An 18,249-nucleotide genomic window follows, 5' to 3' on the forward strand; every position below is an offset into this window, starting at 1 on the left:
TCCGGGATGACCGGCTTCCGGCAACGGTCTGTTCATCCGAGGGGATAACTTTTTACGCCGTGCCCGGTTTTTGCCTTGGTGTATTCAACTGTCACGGAGTCCGGCAGACGATAATATTTGCGGATGGCGGTTTCATAACCGTCGGCACTTTTGTCCGGTTTAAAACTAAAAGTCGCGTTGCAGAACGTCCAGTCGAATTGATTGTAGTCGATCAGGACGGTGCTCAGCCGGCCGTTCTGCGCCTTCAGGAGCTGCTGCTCTATTTTCCCGAAGGCAATCCCGTTAATGGCGGTGCCGCGCGCAATGCAGGCAAAGGAAACGATTCCTATCAGTGCCAAAGAACCCCGCAAAAGGCCCGCCCAGCGAATCGAAACGCCGTAATCATAAAGAATGCAGAAAATCGTCAGCAATACGAAAGCATACAAAGGCATTCTCGCGCGGCCGCTGCTGGGCGCCGCGACGGCCGGAATCGCCTGGGATGCCCACATGCCGACATACAGCACCGGCAAGTAGCAGCGGCTTCTCCCTTCGTCGGGTTCTTTCTCCCGCGCGAAAACAAGGAGAGCCACAAAAATCAACAGGATATACAGCAGCCAATAAAGAGTGAGCAAGCCCTCCGCCAGCAGTTGGAAGCGGCTCTGCGAATGCACTTTAAGGGGTACCGGCATTTCCGGTAACTGCAGCATAGGAAAGCGCAGGCTCCAGCTCAGAGGGATCAGCAATGCGCCGAAACACAAATAAAGCTGAATAAGCTTTCCCGATTTCCCCCTGTTTAACCGGCTCAGGAGGAAAACCGCCGCAAGCCCCATCGCAACCAGCCACGGCCAATAATCATTTACCAAAGGGACCAGATAGTACTTAAAGTTCCGCGCAAAATTCGTTATTGCGCCTTGTTCCGCTCCGTTTTCCTGCTGTACGCGGGAATAAGCCCCCGGCGCCGTCAGCATAAGGATCAGCGCGGCGGCGTTGATCGCGGTCAGTACTTTCAGACAAAGCGGAATTTTTTCCTTTTTATTTTTTCCCAGATAAAAGAGCGCCGAAACGCACATGCACAGCAGCATCATCGTCACCTGCTCATGCAGCAGTGCCGCGGCAACAAAGCAAACCGGGGAAAGCCATAAAAAAATTTTGGGCAGAGCTCGTCCGCGGAGCCTGTTGTAAAACGGCAGGAAGCCCACCATCATCAGCAGGAACGGATAGAGATAATTTGTGGAGCCGTCCAGCCAAAGGAAGGAATCGGAAAAGAGCTGCGAGGACATGGGCAGCAGTCCCGGGAACACCGCGCACACGCACGCCGAAAGCATTATACGCCGGTCGTGGATTTTCTCCGGACGCAGCGAACCCACGATATAATAGAAGAAAATCAAAGAGAGTGCAGCGGCCGCAAACGCGGTCGTCACTTTCCAAACGCGCAGATCCATCATAAGGAATACGCCGGCCAGCAGATTGCCCATTCTGGCGCCGCCGTATGTGTAATATTCCAAATAGTGCCGCCATATCTTCGGAAGGCTGCCGCCGTTGTTGGCGAACCGGTAGTCGTCCCCCTGCAAAAAAGTGTGAGAATAAATGATCAGCCAAAAAACAAGCGCCGCCAAGAAAGGAATATACAGGACGCCGCGTTTCCAATGGATTGTTTTTTCGCGCATTTTTTCACTCCCCGGCAGTTTTGGCAGCCGCAATTTTGTTTTTCCCGATACTGCCCAAATATTAAGCTTCCCATCTTTTTTGAAATTACCAGAGCGAGTATGCAAATCGGAAAAACGACGGCTATTTCGCTGAAAAGGACTTCGTATCCGGAGCATTTTTGACGACGAAGGAGTCCTTCTCAGCAGAAACAGACTGAATTTAGGAGTTTGCATACACGTTCCAGAGCGATTGCATTTATTTTAGAGTAAATTACCCCGCTCTTGAGAATAATAGCGATGATTCTTGCGCTCACCAAATATTTTGCTCACATGAGGAAGCAGACAGAATGACGAATTACAAAATAACGGGGAAACAGATGACAAGCCTTTTTTATCTGTACTGGTTTGGGACTCTTGTCCTTTTCGGCGCCGATAAGGATGTAAAGCAGGATTTTTGGGTATCGATTTTACTCGCGGCTGTTTTTATGATCCCGATGGCCGCGCTGTATATCCGGTTAGTAAAGCTTTACCCGGAAAAAAATCTGTACGAAATACTGTTCGCCGTCTTCGGGCGTTTCTTCGGAACCGTCATGTCGCTTGTCGGCGTGTTTTTCTCCCTCTTTATCGGGTACAGGGTGCTGGGCTCGTTCACTCTTTACATGAAAGCGACCGCTCTGGACAGTACCCCCAGAAACGTTACCGCCATATTTTTCATTATGGTGACCATATCGGCCGTTATGTGCGGAGCCGAAACGATTGCCCGCACTTCAAATTTTGTGACAAAAGCAGTGGTCGCCTTCGTATGCATTACAACCCTTATCTGCCTTGGTAATATGGAGTTGGACAATTTAAAGCCGGTGATGAATGCCGATTTGAAAATAATTTTGAATTTATCCTATAAAATATTCATCATTCCCTTGTCGGAATCCTTTATTTGCCTGTCTTTCTTTTCTAAAATAGATCGAAAAGAAAACATCGGGAAAATCTTTACCAACGCCCTTCTGTTTATCACCCTGACGCATTTGGTGATAGGACTGCGGAACGTGCTGGTTTTAGGCCCGTCGGCATCCCTTTATTATTTTTCGTCCGATGCGGCGATCAGTACGGCTTCGCTGGGCGATTTTTTCGAGAGATTTGAAATATTGGTAGGCGTAAATATGATCCTTGCCGGGTTCATAAAGCTTTGCGTCTGTATTTACTCCGCCTCTTTAGGGCTTTCCTGCGTCCTGCGCAATACGGACAGGAAGCTTCTGGTTGTTCCCTGCACCCTCATTATCCTGACCGTCAGCCTGTTTTCCCTTCAGAAATTGGACGATATATTCGTACCGATTCCTTCTCTGATGCTTTTTATGACTCCTTTTGAAGTGATTTTTCCCGTAATCATATGGATTACCGCTGAAATCCGAAACCGAAAAAAAACGGATCCGGCCGCCGATCTTCCCGGCGATCTTCCCGGCGCCGTCCCGTAATGCCGCGGCCGGACAGCAGTACAGCCGGTGCAGATGTTTTTAACACCCGCACCGGCTGTATGGCTGAAGACAGAGCGTCGGGAAAACGGCGCTCTGTCCCAAGACTGAAAAACCAGCCAATTTTCATTGGCTGGTTTTTCGTCATTATGATTTTATTCTCTGGTAATCTTTTTCCGCAGCACCACCACGGCTAAGATCGCCGCTCCCATGGCGGTCCCCAAAGCGGGCAGGGAAATCGGGGTTTCTCCCGTTTTGGGAGAAGGCCCGAACTTGCCGACGTCGTCGTCTCCAACGGTTTCATTCGGGTTCGCGGAGGAAGAGCTGCCGGGTCCGGCCTGACCCGTGGGATCTTCTCCAATCGATTCCGTGGGGTTGACGGAGGAGGGATTGACCGAAGACGTGCCGCTGGACGTCGTATCCGAACTGGATCCGCCGCCGCCACCGCCGCCGGAATGGCCCGGGTTGCCGATCTTCGTGTTGTCCACCGTCAGGGTGATATTTCTGGAATCGGCTTTCACCACAATACCGCTTTTATAATAAGTACTCTTTTTGTACCCGTCCGGCGTTTTTGTCTCACGCAAAGAATAGGTGCCGTAGCTCAGTCTGCTGAAAACGGCCTTACCATCCCCATCCGTCGTAAGGATCTGCACCGGATTTCCGTATACATCGTAAAGGGTGAATTCGGCGCCGGAAAGCGGGGTTTTGTCTTTTCTGTCCTGCTTTAACACCGTAATACTGCCCAGCGGGAGGGAACCCCACCCGTCGCCGCCCGCCGACTGGTCGACAACCGCGACCAAACCGCTGGTTGAGTCCGGGGCCTTGATGACGCCCTGAAAGTTCACCTTGTTTTGGAAAGGGCTCTTGGTCTTATCCGTCACAAAGGTCCGGAATTCCAGCCGGTATGCCTTGGACAAATCCGTATCTTTCGGGAACGTAAACACAAACTCCCTGGTAGCCTCGTTATAGCCGACATTGCCTCTCTGCAGGGACACAGGGGCTCCATTGGTAAAGGTATTTCCGTTGTCGGCGGTAGTCACCGGATAGAACGCCACGGAGCCGGTGTCCAGAGACAGGCCCTCCTGAAGGGTGTCGGTAACCTTGATCACCTTGTCTGTTCCGTTTCCGATCGGCACCTGATTGCGGTTAATCAGCACCTTCCAGTCAATATAGAGATTTCCGCTTGTATATTCAAACCCTTTTTCAATCACGGAATGGGCTATGATCTTGGTGTCTGTGTCGGATTCTCCGGAATCGGTTCCATTGCCAAAACGGAGATTCGCCGTATTTTCGTAGGAAAGGGCCTGGTTGTTATCCTGAAACTGGCCGATATCGACCGCCGTCTGATATTGAATGGTGCCGGCCGCAGACAGGTCGCCCAGATGGATGGTTAATAAAGAGTCTGTCAAAGTGTAATAGGGAGCTGCACCGCCCGGCGCTGTCTGCTTTTTCACGGCAGTATCGCCAAAGGTAACGGAGTCCTCTTTCAGGGTAAGCCCGGCCGGGATGGTGTCGGTGATCACGGCGTCCGTCATGGTCATCCCGTTTTGGTTGACGTCGATCTTCCAGCTTATCAAATGGCTGTCATCATAACCGTAGCCGAGAGCGGTTTTTTCGATGACCTTGCTTGTGACCTCCTGGCTGGCCGTCGCGGACTCGTTGACGTCACCCGTGTCGCTTGTCCCGGTAAGAACCGCTGTGTTGTACACCGTGTGTGTGTCGTTGACCGCATAATAGGCCGGGTCCGTCACTTCGGAAACGACCGTAAGAACGACGGGATCGTCGCCGGCTGCAAAGTCCTTTAAATGAACGGTCAGCGTCTTTCCATCGATGAAGTAGAAAGGAACCGTTCCAGTATCGGCGTCAGTTCCCGCGTTGAGCGTAACCGGGACATCAGGAATATCCGGGTCCCCGTTATGTTTGACAGCGGTGACGCTGATAATTTTCTGGTGGTCGCGCTCCGTTTCGCTCGACTTTGGGTCGATCGTATCCGTGACGACGGGATTTTGAATAGCTATTTTGTTGCTGTTTACCGTAATTTTCCAGCTCAATTGGTGAGTGGAAGGATTGTAGGAACCGGATGTCCCTTTTTCGATAACATGCGTAGCCGTACCGACGATGGTTCCGGTTGTCGAAGAGCGCTCTTCTCCGATGCCCTGATTGTTTTCCGGAGTTGTCAAAGTAGCTTTATTGGTAAACCCGCCGGAGTTGGTGTTGTAGTATTTGTCGTCGATCTTCGTGGTAAAAGTAATGGTCTGCTGGGCGGTCGTTGCTTCGGCAAAATGGAATATCACGGTCGTCTGTCCGCCGGAGGAAGAGGTCGTATAATAGATAGCGTCATTGATTTTTCCGGTCGCGCCGGTTTTGTCCGGGATATCCGACCCGTTCACCTGGACGGTATCCGTATCCAGATTGAGGAACTTGGCCAGCGTATCCGTCACGGTCGCCCCCGCGGGCAAATGCTGGTTCCGGGGATTGACCTGAATGGTCCATTTGATCTGCTGATTGGGAGCGTCGTATTCGCCGCCTTTATAAATCCAGTCCACCGGCACATCGACCGTATCGTCGTCGGAAGGAGTTTTCGTAATGTTGTCGGCCCCCAGCTCCGCCTTGTTGGTAAGCGTGACCTGATCCTGATCCGACTGATAAATATCGTTGGAAACTGTGGGGGTATAGATGATTGCCGCGTCCGTGTTCGCGGGGATATCGCCAAGATGGAATTCGATTTTACCGTTTTCCAGCTTCTTATAATAAGGCGTTTCTGTACCGTCGTCGCCTTCAGCGATCGGCTGGGAATCGTCTCCGATCTTCAGGGAAGCCCCCTCGAAAGTCTGATGTTCCCCGAGCGTATCGGTAACGACCGCATTTGTCAGGCCCGCGTGATCGCGGTCGCTGCCGGAATGGATCGTCACCGTCCAGGTTACGCCGGAGTCCTTGTCATAACTGCCGTCCTTTTCGATGGACGGGTCCTCTACGGCATAAACGGTGGTCACGGGAACCGTAACAGTTTCCCCATTGATATTGAATTCAAGTTCCTGGTCGGAAGAGCCGTCTTCCGACGTGCCGCTGAACGAAGTCTCCACGTAAAAATTGCCGCCGCGGGACTTGTGCTCCGCCGCATACTGATTAAACGTAAGGGTTACCGTCTGATCGTCGTTTATTTTATAAGTACCCAGCTTTCCAATATCCCCCGTTTTACCCTTAAAGTTGTCGGCAACGGGTAAATTTGCGGGGAGGAAGAGCGTATATTGGGCGCCATTCTGGATCTCCAGTTTATCCGGAAGGGTAAAGTCATAGGTCAGGCGCACAGTGGTGCCCGCCTGTATTTCGACGGGACCCGGTTCGGGCTCCGTGATGTTTACCGTGTGCTGGCCGGAATCATTGGTATAAACAATCTCCACGCCGGTAATGTAAGGATCCATGAGATTGGAATCCCTGGCTTCCGCGTTTGCAACCGGAGTCATGATGATGATGGAGCACAGCATTGAAAAAGCAAGCAGTAAAGCGGTTGCCGAATTTTTAACTTTAATCATTTTCTCTCCTCCTATACGATTCCCAAAAATCAATAACGATTTCTATTATTTTATTCAAATTATACTCGTCAAAGGAGGAAAAAGATATTCGCGATTTAGCAAATAATTCCCCGATCCCATGCGGAATATCTCAACATTCTGCGGTGGCGCTGAACGCCGAAAGTGCAAAGTGATTCGGGGGCGCTATTTTTGTGACCGGATTATCCGAAATAAATGGAAATTCTGTCAAAAAACAAGCCGTTTTTCGCAATCAGAATTTTATTGAAAATAAGCGTCAGACCACGATCAGCTCATTTTCCTCAGCCATATAGCGGGTCAGGACAAACAGCGCGCACAACAGGCCGCCGTCCGTTATAAAGCTGCTCTCCAACTCATATCCCCGAAAGGGACGGTACCCCGACAGAGTCCCCAGCGTCCGGTTCTGCTGATCGTAAATCCGGCAGGAGCCGTCCCGTTCCATACGGATGGTCATGCCGGACTGCCCGGGCTCTTTTGCCTGTATATTCAGGCGCTCCGCCCGCGGCAGCTTATAGGGAAGACGCCGCGCGTCTTTCCCGCCGGAGGCTTCATAGCCTATGGAGGCTGTCAGCACCGGTTCCGTTTCTCCGGAGCCGCGGCAGACGATATACCGGCGGGAATCGGGCCCGCCGGCGGACGCAAAAGAAGCTTCCGGGACGATAATGTCGGTACAGTACAAAATTTCATGATGACCGGCCGCGATTACTTTTTGAGGGCTGAAAGGGCGGCCCTTTATCTGATAGAGCGGTTGGCCGGAAGGGTCACGGGCCACCGTCTGAAACAGGCGGTTTTTCAGGATCAATTTCACCACAATACCCTCTTTCATGTATCACAAGGAAATACGCGCGCAGGCAGACAATTGTAAAATAATACGATACTATAAACTTTATATCATAAATCCTGTGATTGCAAGGGCAATGCCGTCTGAATTCCGCCCCCGGACACGGAAAAACTGCCGGAGTTCTGACCCCGGCAGTTTTTATAAGGACGCGGACGGATTCTGTTTGTTATCGCTTCATAGACGCGATCAGGCTGTCGGCAAGGGCGTCCATTTCCGGCAGGTTATCCTCGTTCATGGCGGAATTCAGCGTCAGCTTCTCATCCAGCACGTTGATATCCTTCATCTCATTTTCGAGGAATTCGCGCATCAGGGTCCCGGACTTGCACGCCCAGGAGCCGTTTTCCACAATCGCGACGGTGCGTTTCTGAAGATTGAGCGCCTTCATATCCATCAGGAAATTGTGCATCGGCGGGTAAATCCCCAGATTGTAGGTAACGGAGGCCAGCACAATATGGCTGAGGCGGAAGGCTTCTGAAATCAGGTAGGACACATGGGTTTTGGACACGTCGTACATCACGACATTGGTCATGCCTTTTTCCGCCAGCCTGGTCGCGAGTGCTCCCGCAGCGCTTTCGGTATTTCCGTACATGGTGGCGTAAACAATCATGATGCCCTGCTCTTCCGGCTCGTAGCTGCTCCAGTGAGCGTATTTATCGAGAAAATATCCCAGATCGGTGCGCCAGACCGGCCCGTGCAGCGGACAGATGATCCTGATGTCGATCCCGCCCGCCTTTTTCAGAAGCGCCTGCACGTGCGGCCCGTACTTCCCGACAATGTTGGTGTAGTATCTGCGGGCGTCGTCGATCCAGTCGCGGTCGAAGTTCACCTCGTCGTTAAAGAGCTTTCCGTCCAGAGCACCGAAAGAACCAAAGGCGTCCGCGGAGAAAAGCACTCCGTTGGTCGTGTCGAAGGTCACCATTGCCTCCGGCCAGTGCACCATCGGCGCGGACACGAAGGTCACCACATGTTTCCCGAAGGATTTTGTGTCGCCCTCCTTCACTTCCTCCATGCGGCCGTCGATATGGAAACCAAACTGACGCATGAGCATGAAAGCTTTTTCCGTGCTGATAATTTTTGCCTTGGGGTAGCGCAGCAAAATTTCCTCTATGGACGCGCCGTGGTCGGGCTCCATGTGGTTGATAACCAGATAATCGAGCGGCCTTCCGTCCAGAAGATACTCCACATTCTCCAAAAACTGGCGGCAGGCCGACCAGTCCACCGTATCGAACAGAACCGCCTGCTTATCCAGAAGCAGGTACGAGTTGTAGGAAACGCCGCGCGGAATCGGATGAATATTCTCAAAAAGGGCAAGCCGGCGGTCGTTGCCTCCGACCCAATAAAGATTTTCCGTTACTTTTCTGACACAATGCATGGTTCAATCCTCCTTGATACGAAATCATTGTTTTCCGGCTTCCATACCGGGTCAGACCTCAATAAACTGGTCTTTTTCCTCACCGCACTCCGGGCAGATCCATTCTTCCGGGAGCGCGTCGAACAGGACGCCGGGACGGATATCGTTTTCCGGGTCGCCCACCGCGGGGTCATATTCGTAACCGCAGCCGTTGCAGACATAGGTGTGCCAGGAGGGCTTTATCTTCTTCACAACGGCGCGTTTCATTTTCTTCATGGGAGGCGCAGGCTTTTTAGCCTCCCCGTTGTCCAGTGCGGCAGTGAGCAGCGGGAGGATTTCCAGCACGTCGCCCACAATGCCGTAGTCGCAGTTTTTGAAAATTGGCGCGTTGGGGTTGTTGTTGATGGCAACAATGGTGGCGGCGTCCTTGATGCCTTTCAGATGCTGGCCCGCTCCGGAAATACCGCAGGCTATGTACAAATTGCCGTTGAATTTCTGGCCCGACATTCCCACATAGCGGTTCAGCGGCACATATTTCAGCGTTTCCGCCACCGGGCGGGAGGAACCGAGCGCCGCACCCGCCTGAACGGCAAGAGCCCTGACCAGTGCCATATTTTCCTTTTCCCCGATGCCCTTTCCGGCGCTGACCACCCGCTCCGCCTGGGTGATGGGAGTGTCGATGTCGATGCCGACGGTAAAGTCGTAGCCGTCCGCTTTCAGGGCCTCCACCAGCGTGTTCACCCGCTCCCCGGCGGCGCCTTCCTTGAGGATCATCTTCTTGCGCACGCCGGTAACGGGTCCATGCTGGGCACCGGACGGAACCGCATCCTTCGGCATCTTTCCGATAATGTGCGAAGCGATGACCACTCTCTGAATCTCGTTGGTGCCTTCATAAATGGTGCAGATTTTCGCGTCGCGGTAGGCACGCTCCACTTCCATGCCCTTGAGGTACCCGTTGCCGCCGAAAATCTGGAGGGCGTCGTTGACGATTTCCAGACAGACATCGGAAGCATACTGTTTTGCCATGGCGGACTCCATGCCGTAAGGCTCGTGATTTTCCTTCAGCTCGGCGGCGCTGTAGACCAGAAAACGGGCCGCGCGAAGCTTGGTCGCCATATCCGCCAGCTTAAAGGAGATGATCTGCTGCTGACAGATGGGCCTGCCAAACTGGACGCGCTCCTTGGAATACTCCAGCGCGCTTTCGTAGGCGCCCTGCGCAATGCCCAGCGCCTGCGCGGCGATCCCGATTCGGCCGCCGTCCAGCGTGGACATGGCGATTTTGAAGCCTTCGCCCTCTTTTCCGAGAAGATTTTCACAGGGGACCTTCACGTCGTTGAAAATCAGCTCCGCGGTGGAGGAGGAACGGATGCCCATTTTGTCGTAGTGGTCGCCGAAGGTAAAGCCTTCCCAGCCCTTTTCCACAATGAACGCGCTGATTCCGTGCGTGCCGATGTCCGGAGTGGTGACGGCAAACACCACATAGGTATCCGCCTTGTCGGCGTTGGTGATAAAAATCTTGCCGCCGTTCAAAACGTAATGGCCGCCGTCCAGCACGGCGGTGGTTTCCGTTCCGCTCGCGTCGCTGCCCGCGTTCTGCTCGGTCAGGCCGAAAGCGCCCAGCTTTTCGCCTTTGGCCAGCGGAATCAGGTATTTCTGTTTCTGTTCTTCCGTGCCGTAGGCAAAGATCGGCCAGGACCCGAGCGAGGTGTGCGCGGACAGGATGACGCCGGTTCCGCCGTCCACCCGGGCCAGCTCCTCCACGGCAACGGCATAGCTGACCATGTCCAGCCCCGCGCCGCCGTACTCCTTCGGATAGGGGATTCCCATCAGCCCTATTTGCCCCATTTTTATTACAATGTCTGCGGGAAATTCATTCTCCTTGTCCAGCAGGAATGCCAGCGGCTTCACCTCCGCCTCGGCAAACTCCCGGACCTTCGCACGGAGAGTTTCGTGGTCTTCCGTCGTTTTAAAAGACATATTGATTCCTCCCTTTAATAACCAGTTATATTTCATTTTATGAATTCCATAAGAAATTTATAAAACAGAATCGTAAGGAAACGCGGCGGACCGGGAAAACCGGCCTCCGCTCAGCAATATACTTGATAAATCTTATCCAGTTTGGCCGCAAAAAACACCGGCTATGCCGAAGTATTTTCAATCCGCCTGAAACAGCATCTGATGAAGGCTGACCGCACGCAGCTCCGCGTCCAGAATGCCCTGAATCCGGGAAAGCTGCCGATGAACCGTACAGGGAGCGCTGCATTTCTGCTGCCACGCGCACTGAAACCCGGGCTGCATACAGGCGCTGATGAGCTTTTCCGCATCCATCACTTCCGTCAGGTCGTAGAGGCTCACCTTTTTCAGATCCGCCGCCAGCCGGCAGCCGCCGCCCGCACCGCGGGTGATTTGAACCAAGCCGGCCCGTTCCAGCTTTTTGAGAATTTTATATACAAACTGCTGCGGCAGCAGTTCCCGCCGGCAGATTTCCCCGGCCGTAAGCTGTTCCCCGTGGGACACCGCGCGCAGGATGCGCAGCGCGTAATCCGTTTCCCTTGTAATCAGCAGATAAAACCCCTCCGCTCCATAAAATGGAAGTTTCTATTCATCGATTATAGTGTATCATTCTGGATATAGTTTGTCAAGTTTATAGCCAATATTTTCTGCTGTTCGCTGATAAAATTGTGCCTTTTTTCCAAAAGCCGTCCGTATCGGTTTCGTACCGCCCGAAAATAAAATATTGATTTTCATCGTGGGAATATTGCATCTCCTCCGTCGTCATACTATCATAGAGACAGCACAGCCCGATTTTATTTTAGGAGGAATCTCTTTTGAAAAAATGCCTGATTGTTTACGACTCCTACCATCACGGCAACACGGCAAGGGTCGCCTCCGCTATGGCGGAGGCTGCCGGCGCGGAGCTCTGCAAAGCGGACGGAATCAAAAATAAAAATCTTTCGGATTACGATATCATCGGATTCGGCGCGGGCATCGCCTACGGGAAACATTACGGCGGGCTGATGGAAGCCGTGGAGGGGCTCAGCCTGAACGGCAAACCGGTCTTCGTGTTTTCTACGAGCGGAATGGGAGGTACCGCAGGCCACGGCGCCCTGAGTGATCTGCTGAAAAAGAAAGGCGCCGTCATCGCCGGAAATTTTTCCTGCAAGGGATTTGACACCTATGGGCCGTTCAAGCTCGTCGGGGGCATTTCCAAAGGGCATCCCGACGACGCCGACCTGGAAGCCGCCAGTCAATTCATTCTGGAAATGGTAAAATAGAACCGCGCGCCATCTCCCTCACAGAGGGCGGAACAGGGAGGGACGCGGGGCTTATCGGCAAGCGGGCCGGGGCAATCTTACCGATTGCCCCGGCCCGCCGCTTTGCGTGGGATATTATTCAGAAAAAAGTGGAGTGGATAAATATCTTTCCCCGGTATCGGGCAAAAGCGCCACGATCGTTTTCCCGGCGTTCTCAGGCCGCCTTGCCAGCTCGGCGGCCGCCCACAGCGCCGCCCCGGAAGAGATCCCCGCGAGCAGGCCCTCCGTTTTGGAAAGCTCCCTGCCGGTCCGGAAAGCGTCTTCGTTTTTCACCTTGATAATTTCGTCATACACCGCCGTATTGAGTACCTTCGGTACAAAGCCCGCGCCGATTCCCTGGATTTTATGCGGCCCGGCCTTGCCCCCGGAAAGGACCGGTGAATCGAACGGCTCCACCGCGACGACCTTGACGCCGGGATTTTTGGACTTCAGATATTCCCCGACCCCCGTGATCGTTCCGCCGGTGCCGATCCCCGCGACAAAGAAATCGACCTTGCCCCCGGTGTCCTCCCAGATTTCCGGACCGGTGGTCTCCCTGTGTATCTTTGGATTGGCGGGATTGTCAAACTGGCCGGCGATAAAGGAATTCGGAATCTCCCCTGCAAGCTCATCCGCCTTATCGATCGCTCCCCTCATGCCCTTGCCGCCGTCCGTCAGCACAAGCTCCGCCCCGTAAGCCTTTAAAAGGTTCCGGCGCTCCATGCTCATGGTTTCCGGCATGGTGAGAATTACCCGGTATCCCCTGGCGGCCGCGACGGAGGCAAGGCCAATCCCGGTATTGCCGCTGGTCGGTTCAATAATGACGGAATCCGGATTTAAAAGGCCCTTTCCTTCCGCGTCGTCAATCATGGCTTTGGCAATTCTGTCCTTTACGCTCCCCGCGGGATTGAAATACTCCAGCTTCGCGACAACCGCGGCTTTCAGGTCATGCTTCTTTTCAAAGTTCGACAGCTCCAGCAAAGGTGTTTTTCCGATCAGATCGGTCAGACTATGATAGATCTTCGACATTTACGGGAAACCTCCGTTCAAATTTAATGATTTACAGCATTTCCAGTTGATTCTGCAGCAAGATTACGTTTTTCCCCCGCCGAAGGCGGGGGAAAAACGTGCTTTGTCTCTCAAACCGAAATGAAATTGCTGTAGATATGCAAATTTTCATATATGTTTAATATATAAAAATATTTTAACCGGAAAGAATCCGCTTGTCAAGGCCGCAAAGAGCCAGCAAGCGGGATTTCCCGGCCGCGGCTGTTGGCAGGATCTCTGTTTTCGATACCCGGAAGACCCGCGCCCTCTTGACGAAATCCTTCTTTCAAGATATGATAAATAGGTATTATAAAAATATGATCTTTATAAAGGAGAAACCCATGAGAATTTCTTCAAAAGGAAGGTACGGACTGGCCGCCATGATCACCATGGCGCAGAATTATGCCGCCAACGAATGTATTACGATTGTGAGCATATCGGAAAAGCTGGGGATTTCCAAAATTTATTTGGAGCAGGTGTTTTCCCTCTTAAAAAGGGCCGAGCTGGTAATCGCCGTCAAAGGAGCACAGGGAGGGTACAAGCTTGCGATGCCCCCTCAGAAAATAAACGTATACGAAATCCTGCGGTCGCTGGAACAGTCCCTGTTCGAGAAAACGGAAGAGTCGGTGGAAAAGAAAGCCCCCGCAATGGAACAGGCCATGCAGCACTCCGTTTTTTCCGTCATCGACAACGCGGTTGAGGCGGAGCTGAAAAGGATCTCCCTTTATGATATTGCGGATGACGTGGAAAAGAGGACGCAGGAAGGCGGGTTCATGTTCTATATCTAAAACCGGGCCCGGAGGGACGTTTGGACGTACCCCCGGGTCTTTTCTGATTTTGAACCCCCGGCGCGACCCTCCCCGGAGGAGCTTACAAAACAGATTTCTTAAAATTTTCAGATCAGCTTCACCATAAATACACATAATATGCCTATACTATAATCATCGCAAATACATTTGAATCCCCGGTCTTTGTCAGTGACGCGACGTCTGCGCAAGGGCCGGAAAATCAATTACAAGCACCTCGGGTGAGGGTTTCAATATCTTTTTCATATTTCTCTTCTTTCTTAAAATACCGCCCGTAAAACGGCGGTATTTTTCTGTATATAAAAAGCCGCGCGTAAAACGCACGGCTTGCCCCGGATCGCTGTTGTAAGCCTGCTCCCAACGAAGAAGGCTCTTTGATAAAAAACGCAGGTCAGGACTGTGCCTGTACCGCCGTCATGGCGACGACGCCGACGATATCCTGTGCCGAGCAGCCCCTGGACAGGTCGTTGACCGGCTTTGCGATTCCCTGCAGCACCGGGCCGAACGCTTTCGCTTTCCCCAGTCTCTGTACCAGCTTATAGGCGATGTTGCCGCAGTTCAGGTCCGGGAAAACCAGAACGTTTGCCTGACCGGCCACGCTGCTTCCCTTTGCCTTGGACTGGCCGATGCTCGGCACCAGCGCCGCGTCCGCCTGCAGCTCCCCGTCGAGCGTAAGCTCCGGCGCTTTTTCCTTTGCCAGCTTCGTCGCTTCCGCCACTTTGTCTACCAGCTCGTCTTTGCCGCTTCCGTAAGAGGAGAAGGACAGCATGGCGACCTTCGGCTCCGCTCCGACCATATTTTTGAACGACTTTGCCGACGCGATCGCGATTTCGGAAAGCTCGTCCGCGTTGGGGTTAATATTCAGCGCGCAGTCCGCGAAAACAAAGTTGCCCTCGCAGCCGTATTCGCAGTCGGGAACGGAAAGGACGAAAAAGCTGGAAACGAGCTTTACGCCCGGAGCGGTCTTAATAATCTGCAGAGCCGGACGGATCGTATCCGCCGTGGAGTGCGCCGCGCCGGAAACCATTCCGTCCGCATCGCCTTTTTTCACCATCATCACGGCCCAGAAAACGTTGTCCGACATGATTTGCTCCGCCTTTTCCGGCGTGATGCCCTTTGCTTTTCTCAGCTCATAAAATGTATGAATATAGTCCTCGCGGCTGGAGGAAGTCAGAGGATTTACAAACTTTGCTTTTGAAAGGTCCAGCCCGCCGGCCTGTTCTTTGATCTTCGCTTCGTCGCCCACAAGAATCAAATCGGCGATTCCCTTTTCCAAAACCTCCGCGGCGGCCTGCAGGGTTCTCATATCGCCGCTCTCCGGCAGGACAATGGTCTTTTTTGTCTGTTTTGCTCTCTCAATGATACTCTCAATAAATTCCATGCTTATCACCTTTCTGCTGTTTTAATGATATCGACGTTTTCACTATAACACTCATGTTTCAAGATTACAATCCCTTCATCCGCTGTTTTCATAAAACGCGTCGGCATTCTGTTACCAAGTCACAGAGAAAATAAAAGAATCCGGTTATATTAATAAAAAAGAAAGGCGATGAAAGAATGTTCAATACATTACTCAGAACAAAAACATATGAGGCTGTTTCCCCGAAAGAGGCAAAAAAAAGATTGGAGGAAAACCCGGATCTTCTTCTGCTTGACGTCAGAACCCCCGAGGAATACAGGGAAATCCGTATTCCGGGAAGCAGGCTGGTCCCTCTTAACGAGCTTGAGCAGGGAATCAAGAAGGCTGTGCCGGATAAAAGCCGGGAGATTCTGGTTTACTGTCTGAGCGGCGCGCGGGCCGAAGCCGCCTGCAGGCGGCTGTCCGCAATGGGGTATACCCGCGTCGGCAATATGGGAGGAATCCGTTCCTGGCCGTATCAGACGGTAAGCGGCCGGTAAAATTTACGAAGGATGCTTTTGCAGGATTTACTGATTATCCGGATTTCGGCAGGCTGACTGTAAAGACAGTTCCCCTGTCAACCTCGCTCACGACCTCCATGGTTCCCCGGTGGGCTTCCACAATGGCCTTCGTGATCGTAAGCCCGAGGCCCAGGCCGCCGGTCAGCCTGTTGCGCGACCGGTCCGCCCTGTAAAACCGTTCGAAGATGTACGGCAGGTCCTCCGGCGGAATCCCCTTCCCGCTGTCGCTGACGATCAGCTCGGTACTGTGCTCTTCCGTGCGCACGCGCACCCGTACCTGTCCGCCCTCCGGGGTATATTTGAGCGCGTTGGAAACAAGATTGGTGACGACCTGGCTGATTTTATCCCGGTCGGCGCGGAGGATTTCCGGCTCCCCCTCAAAGGAGAGCGCGACGCCCTTTTTGCGGAACTCCGATTCAAAATTATGCAGAATGTGCCGGATCAGATCGGACACGTCAAATTCGGAAAGCGAAAGGGATGCGTTTTCCGCCTCATACCGTTCCAGCTTTTCCAGGTCGCCGACCAAGCGGTTCAGCCGGATGATTTCTTCATGGCAGCTTTCCAGCCGGGTCTCATCCGGCTCCCAGATCCCGTCGAGCATTGCCTCCATGGAGCTTTGCAGGTTTGCAAGGGGCGTTCTCAGCTCATGCGCGACGTCGGCGGTCATCCGCTTCCTTAAATCCTGCTGCTTTTCCAGAGAGTCCGCCAGATAGTTGATGGTATCCGTCAGGCGCGCCATTTCCCTCGTTCCGGAGCTTTCCGTGATTCTCTGTCGAAAATTCCCCTTTGCGATCTGCCCCGCGGCACGGATGGATTTGGAGATCGGCCCGCTCACCCGCTTTGCCATAAAGGTCCCCAGAATCAGTGCCATCACGAGCGACAAAATGCCCACCGCAATCAGGATGGTGTTGACGCTGTTCAGGAAAGCGATGTCGTTATCCGTAAAATAATAAGGGCCGTAATACCCCAGCTCGACGTGCCCGACTTCCTTTGCGCCTGCCCTGACGGAATACGTCTTCTGCTCATACCCGCCCTTGAAGCCGGGATAGCGGCTGTTCATATTTTCGGACATATGGGTCAGCATCTGTACGCAGAGGCCGTTATTGTGGACCGTGGCGTCCCACACCGTTTTCCCTTCCGCGTTTTTCAGCCTGACAATGACTCCCTGTTCCAGGGCGTTCACGCCGATATTTTCAATGACGTTCGTATTCCAGCCGCCGTTCAACCCGTTATACTGCTTTTCGATCATGCTGACGATTTCGCTGTTCCTCTGCTCCCGCTGGTTGATGACATAGTCCTGAAAACGGTTCTGCAGCAAAACATTGATGCAGAAGCTGATAATCGCGACCATCAGAAGCGACATCACCGCATAGGAAAACGACAATTTTGATTTTAAACTGTATTTCAGCTCAATCGCCTCCGAACTTGTATCCGACTCCGTGAACCGTCAGAATGTACTCCGGATTTCTGGTGTCCGTTTCGATCTTCTGGCGGATATTTTTAATATGGGTATCGATGACCCTGTCAAATCCGTTAAAATCGTCCCCGCTGACAATGGCGATCAATTCCTCGCGGGTAAACACCTTGTTCGGGTGCCTTGCCAGCGCGCCGACAATTCTGAATTCATTGGGGGTCAGACCGGCCGGACGGCCGCTCAGCATGACGTCGTAACCGTCCATATCCACGATCAGTTCTCCCCGGCGGAAAGAAAGGACCGGGGACGAATTGCCTTCCGTCCTGCGAAGAACCGCCTCCACCCGCGCCACAAGCTGGCGGGGGCTGAACGGCTTGGTTACGTAATCGTCCGCGCCGATCTGCAGCCCGCGCAGGATGTCCTCTTCCTCCACCTTGGCGGTCAGCATGATGATGGGGACGTCGGACTTCTGCCGCAGCGTCCGGCAGATTTCCTCCCCCGTAGTGTCCGGGAGCATCCAGTCGAGGATCACAAGGGACGGCTTCTCCCTTTCGAAGCTTTCATAGGCTTCTTTTCCGCTGAAAACGCCGCGCACGGCGTATCCGCTTTTTTCAAGATAGGACGTCACGACCTCCACAATCTTCGGCTCGTCGTCCACAACCAAAATCCACTTTCTGTTCCGGTTCAATCCGTTTTCGCCTCCAATGACAAAAGCCCCTTTCTCAAAAGGAGCCTGCCGTTTTGATTATTATACCATATTTTCCTGCCGATTCTGAAAGCGGCGTATTATTTTCGTGGCCGGTCGTTGGTCTGACGGTTCATTTTACAGCAGTCGGGTACCCCGCCGCCGAACTGCTTCTGGTTTTCCTTTGCCATGCGGTCCAAAGATCGTTTGACGGAAGCTTTCATTCGTCTAAAAATTTTCAGCATTCAAA

Annotated in this window: 15 protein-coding genes; 4 read left to right on the forward strand and 11 right to left on the reverse strand. The window is 52.9% G+C overall.

Annotated elements, in window-relative coordinates; translation table 11 throughout:
• Window positions 1–32: 32 nt before the first annotated feature.
• Entirely contained in the window at window positions 33–1,646 is a 1,614-nt protein-coding gene (locus ACQGQ5_RS10175; RefSeq protein ID WP_455736392.1) for a DUF6056 family protein, read from the reverse strand.
• Window positions 1,647–1,972: 326 nt separating this feature from the next.
• Here ACQGQ5_RS10175 and ACQGQ5_RS10180 point away from each other — a divergent pair, with 326 nt between their 5' ends.
• A complete protein-coding gene (locus ACQGQ5_RS10180) occupies window positions 1,973–3,094 on the forward strand; it encodes a GerAB/ArcD/ProY family transporter (protein WP_455736393.1) in 1,122 nt (373 codons plus the stop codon).
• Window positions 3,095–3,246: 152 nt separating this feature from the next.
• Here ACQGQ5_RS10180 and ACQGQ5_RS10185 read toward each other — a convergent pair whose 3' ends face one another.
• From ACQGQ5_RS10185 to ACQGQ5_RS10205, 5 genes are all read right to left on the reverse strand, one after another.
• Window positions 3,247–6,624 (reverse strand): collagen binding domain-containing protein, encoded by a 3,378-nt coding sequence (locus ACQGQ5_RS10185; RefSeq protein ID WP_455736394.1) that lies wholly within the window; start codon window positions 6,622–6,624, stop codon window positions 3,247–3,249.
• A gap of 274 nt (window positions 6,625–6,898) precedes the next feature.
• Entirely contained in the window at window positions 6,899–7,453 is a 555-nt protein-coding gene (locus ACQGQ5_RS10190; RefSeq protein ID WP_455736395.1) for a hypothetical protein, read from the reverse strand.
• A gap of 196 nt (window positions 7,454–7,649) precedes the next feature.
• Window positions 7,650–8,855 (reverse strand): FprA family A-type flavoprotein, encoded by a 1,206-nt coding sequence (locus tag ACQGQ5_RS10195; protein ID WP_455736396.1) that lies wholly within the window; start codon window positions 8,853–8,855, stop codon window positions 7,650–7,652.
• A gap of 51 nt (window positions 8,856–8,906) precedes the next feature.
• On the reverse strand, window positions 8,907–10,811 hold the full coding sequence (locus ACQGQ5_RS10200; protein WP_455736397.1) for an acyl-CoA dehydrogenase family protein: 1,905 nt from the start codon (window positions 10,809–10,811) through the stop codon (window positions 8,907–8,909).
• Window positions 10,812–10,988: 177 nt separating this feature from the next.
• The gene (locus ACQGQ5_RS10205; protein ID WP_455736422.1) at window positions 10,989–11,399 is read right to left on the reverse strand and encodes an RrF2 family transcriptional regulator; all 411 of its coding nucleotides are present in this window, start codon (window positions 11,397–11,399) and stop codon (window positions 10,989–10,991) included.
• A gap of 263 nt (window positions 11,400–11,662) precedes the next feature.
• Between ACQGQ5_RS10205 and ACQGQ5_RS10210 the strand changes: the two genes are divergently transcribed.
• Window positions 11,663–12,109, forward strand: coding sequence for a flavodoxin domain-containing protein (locus ACQGQ5_RS10210; RefSeq protein ID WP_455736398.1), 447 nt, complete (start codon window positions 11,663–11,665; stop codon window positions 12,107–12,109).
• A gap of 114 nt (window positions 12,110–12,223) precedes the next feature.
• Here ACQGQ5_RS10210 and cysK read toward each other — a convergent pair whose 3' ends face one another.
• A complete protein-coding gene (cysK, locus tag ACQGQ5_RS10215) occupies window positions 12,224–13,156 on the reverse strand; it encodes a cysteine synthase A (RefSeq protein ID WP_455736399.1) in 933 nt (310 codons plus the stop codon).
• Between the two features lie 359 nt (window positions 13,157–13,515).
• Between cysK and ACQGQ5_RS10220 the strand changes: the two genes are divergently transcribed.
• Entirely contained in the window at window positions 13,516–13,962 is a 447-nt protein-coding gene (locus ACQGQ5_RS10220; RefSeq protein ID WP_455736400.1) for an RrF2 family transcriptional regulator, read from the forward strand.
• Between the two features lie 409 nt (window positions 13,963–14,371).
• Here the strand turns inward: ACQGQ5_RS10220 and pta are convergent, their stop codons facing one another.
• Window positions 14,372–15,361, reverse strand: a complete 990-nt coding sequence (gene pta / locus ACQGQ5_RS10225; RefSeq protein ID WP_455736401.1) for a phosphate acetyltransferase — start codon at window positions 15,359–15,361, stop codon at window positions 14,372–14,374.
• 176 nt (window positions 15,362–15,537) lie between these two features.
• Between pta and ACQGQ5_RS10230 the strand changes: the two genes are divergently transcribed.
• Entirely contained in the window at window positions 15,538–15,879 is a 342-nt protein-coding gene (locus ACQGQ5_RS10230; protein ID WP_455736402.1) for a rhodanese-like domain-containing protein, read from the forward strand.
• A 34-nt stretch (window positions 15,880–15,913) separates the two neighbouring features.
• On the opposite strand, the gene ACQGQ5_RS10235 is transcribed toward ACQGQ5_RS10230, so the two are convergent.
• The 3 genes from ACQGQ5_RS10235 to ACQGQ5_RS10245 all read right to left on the reverse strand — a co-directional run bounded on the left by ACQGQ5_RS10235 (window position 15,914) and on the right by ACQGQ5_RS10245 (window position 18,244).
• A complete protein-coding gene (locus ACQGQ5_RS10235; RefSeq protein WP_455736403.1) occupies window positions 15,914–17,284 on the reverse strand; it encodes a sensor histidine kinase in 1,371 nt (456 codons plus the stop codon).
• Between the two features lie 25 nt (window positions 17,285–17,309).
• The gene (locus ACQGQ5_RS10240; protein ID WP_455736404.1) at window positions 17,310–18,002 is read right to left on the reverse strand and encodes a response regulator; all 693 of its coding nucleotides are present in this window, start codon (window positions 18,000–18,002) and stop codon (window positions 17,310–17,312) included.
• Window positions 18,003–18,100: 98 nt separating this feature from the next.
• Window positions 18,101–18,244: an LDCC motif putative metal-binding protein gene (locus ACQGQ5_RS10245; RefSeq protein WP_444644223.1), complete on the reverse strand. Its 144-nt coding sequence runs from the start codon at window positions 18,242–18,244 to the stop codon at window positions 18,101–18,103.
• Between the last annotated feature and the right edge of the window lie 5 nt (window positions 18,245–18,249).

The sequence above is a fragment of the Caproiciproducens sp. genome, assembly GCF_053840905.1.